The sequence below is a fragment of the Photobacterium lucens genome (genome assembly GCF_009873615.1).
Taxonomy (GTDB): domain Bacteria; phylum Pseudomonadota; class Gammaproteobacteria; order Enterobacterales; family Vibrionaceae; genus Photobacterium; species Photobacterium lucens.
Genome location: NZ_SSMG01000128.1, coordinates 1 through 2,984 on the forward strand (window position 1 = coordinate 1; position 2,984 = coordinate 2,984).

3 protein-coding genes are annotated in these 2,984 nt (G+C 41.3%); all 3 read right to left on the bottom strand.

Going from position 1 to position 2,984, the window contains the following annotated elements; all coding sequences use genetic code 11:
* Positions 1 to 149 precede the first annotated feature (149 nt).
* Positions 150 to 1,241 carry a molybdenum ABC transporter ATP-binding protein ModC gene (gene modC / locus E5A76_RS06455; RefSeq protein WP_161118439.1) on the bottom strand — a complete coding sequence of 364 codons (1,092 nt, stop codon included), beginning with the start codon at positions 1,239 to 1,241 and terminating at the stop codon, positions 150 to 152.
* On the bottom strand, positions 1,241 to 1,930 hold the full coding sequence (gene modB / locus E5A76_RS06460) for a molybdate ABC transporter permease subunit (protein ID WP_060989181.1): 690 nt from the start codon (positions 1,928 to 1,930) through the stop codon (positions 1,241 to 1,243). The genes modC and modB overlap by 1 nt, the downstream gene beginning before the upstream one ends.
* 220 nt (positions 1,931 to 2,150) lie before the next feature.
* On the bottom strand, positions 2,151 to 2,921 hold the full coding sequence (modA, locus tag E5A76_RS06465; protein ID WP_053988951.1) for a molybdate ABC transporter substrate-binding protein: 771 nt from the start codon (positions 2,919 to 2,921) through the stop codon (positions 2,151 to 2,153).
* Between the last annotated feature and the right edge of the window lie 63 nt (positions 2,922 to 2,984).

The window sequence follows — 2,984 nt, forward strand, 5'->3', positions numbered from 1 at the left end:
GAAAATGAATAACTTAACATTAATAATCAGTAAGAAATTGATTGCTATTGAATTTAAAACCTCATTATCGAGATAAAGTAATAGCAAATTATGACTAGGTAAAAAGCAAAAACAGCCAAGTCCTTTGACTGTCTTAATATTGAGTATCGCTAAGCTAAATCATCTTTAGTGACATTCACGCCTTTAATTTGGGCATAAACCTGCTCACCTATATGCAAATCTAACTCATCTGCTGCCCATGCGGTAATATTTGCCCATAAGTGTGTTTCACCTACACGGAGCTTCACTTCAACACGCTCATCTTCGGCATAATGAATTTTATCCACTCTTGCGGCCAAAATATTACGAATACTGGTTTGCAATGGCATTTCACGAGCAATCGAGACATCGTTTGAGAAAATACGTACCCTGACCCACTCACCACGTTGTTGATGCAAACGACTTACCCATAAGAAAGCGTCATGACTTAACATCACCTGTGTTAACGCATATTTAGGATGGTTGTAATTCACTCGAGCACTCAGCAGTGAGCTTTGTTCTTTTGCAGGTAACCACGGGCGCATCTCTGGCGAGCTCCACACAGAGTTAACATGACCAGAAATCACTACTTTGCCTTGGTTTAGCATCACCATAGAATCGGCAAGACGCAAAATCTCATCAAGGCTATGAGTCACATAAATAATGGGAGTGTTAACGCTTTTTGCTAATCGTTCTAGGTACGGCATTAATTCCTGTTTACGCGGCATATCTAGTGAGGCTAATGGCTCATCCATTAACAACATATCCGGCTTTGTCAGTAATGCACGACCAATAGCAACACGTTGTTTCTCGCCTCCAGAAAGTGACGAGGGGTAACGGTGTAATAACGGCTCGATACCAAGCAATGTGACTACATCATCAAAATGCGCTTCATCAGGCACTTTCACACCGTAATTTAAATTACCTTTTACGCTGTAATGGGGAAACAAACGTGCGTCTTGAAATACATAACCAATCTTGCGCTTATCAGGCGATAAGAAGATCTTCTCTATACTGTTATATAAGGTGTGGTCACCAAGTTTTATCTCGCCCTGATCAGGTTTAGTTAGTCCTGATAACACATTCACTAACGAAGTTTTACCTGCACCAGAGCGACCGAAAATCGCAGTGATCCCTTTCATCGGTACGTTTAAATCAACATCTAAAGCTAACTCACCAAGCTGTTGTTTAAACTGGATCTTTAATCGTTTATTTTCCGACATTACATCACTTCCAAGCGTTTTCTTGCCATACGAGTTAACCACTCAGAAGCAAACAATGAAGAAAGCGCAATCACAATCGCTACCACACATAAACGAGCCGCTTCACTTTCTGCGCCCGGTGTTTCAATAAAGGAATACATGGCTAAGGGGATCGTTTGAGTTTGTCCTGGAATATTCGACACAAAGGTGATCGTTGCACCAAACTCACCTAAGGCACGCGCAAAGGCTAAAATAGTGCCGGTCAGAATACCGGGGATCGTTAAAGGCAAAGTGATGGTCATGAACACTCGTAGTGGTGATGCCCCTAATGTACGTGCTGCTTGCTCTAGCTTTTTATCGACCCCTTCTAACGCTAAGCGGATCGAACGAACCATCAGCGGAAACGACACCACAGCAACAGCTAATGCCGCACCACGCCAGCTAAAACTGAAACTAAAGCCAAACCATTCATACAGCCATTTACCTATTACTCCTTGGCGACCCATAGAGATCAACAGCAAATAACCAATCACAACGGGAGGTAACACTAATGGCAGGTGGATCATCCCATCAAGTAAGGATTTACCCCAAAAATTACGGCGTGCTAATAACCAAGCACAAGCAATGCCGAAAGGAAGGCTACATAGCACTGCCACACTTGAAATTTTTAAACTCAGCAGCAACGCTTGTAATTCATAATCTGTAAGCAAAGCAAACAATCCTGTGTTTCAAACCACAAACCTATGCACTTTCAAGCACAGGGTTTTTAATCATAGCGGTAGCATAAGTAATCAGCTAACTAGAGTCAGTAACGATTTCCATAAAACATCGTAGTTGCTCTTAAAATAAACAAAAAAGCACCGAAATATCATATTCAGTGCTCTTCATGTCTTATTATTTTCGTCTTAAATGACATTTAGGCAAATGTGCTTACTTCACCGTACCAAAGCCATACTGCTTGAAAATAGCTTTAGCTTCATCATGCTGTAAGTATTGATAAAACGCTTTCGCCGCTGGTGTGTCGTTGCCTTTTACTAATGCCATTGGATAAGTAATTGGCTTATGAGAATCAGCTGGGAATGTCGCCACAATTTTCACTTTCTTAGAAATTTCCGCATCAGTTTTATATACGATACCTAATTGAGCTTCACCACGTTCAACGAGTACTAATGCAGATCGCACATTGTTAGCACGTGCCAATAGTGGCTCGGCTTGCTTCCATAAATGTAAAAATTCCAACGACTGCTTAGCATAACGCCCAGCTGGTACGTTATCAGGGTTACCTACAGCCAATCGAGTACCATCTAAAGCTTTGCTTAAATCCCAACTCGCAGTCAGCGTGATTTTATTTTGAGGGTAATTTGTAGGGGCTACCATCACCAAGCTGTTTTTCAGCACATCAACACGACTGCTATCAATTACAGCCCCCTGCTGCTCAACATAATCCATCCACTTTTCATTCGCAGAAAGGTAAATATTCGCAGGTGCACCTAATGCGACTTGACGTGCTAGGGCTGAAGAGGATGCGAAAGAAAGCGTTGTTTTTACACCTGTTTCTTGCTGGTATTTAGCCGCAATATCATTTAGCGCATTAGTTAATGATGAAGCAGCGAAAACGGTAATATTGTTATCAGTGGCGGAAGCTGAAATAGAAAAAAGTGAGAAAACAGCTGCGGTGGCTAAAACCAATTTGCGTGACATAAAGTGCTCCTATAAATTTCGATATATAGTAAACTACATATCGAAAATAACAAAGTTTTATCT

Bases quoted from the DNA above. Each gene is read 5' to 3' on its own strand.
- modA (WP_053988951.1), bottom strand. From the start codon at position 2,921: ATGTCACGCAAATTGGTTTTAGCCACCGCAGCTGTTTTCTCACTTTTT.
- modC (WP_161118439.1), bottom strand. From the start codon at position 1,241: ATGTCGGAAAATAAACGATTAAAGATCCAGTTTAAACAACAGCTTGGT.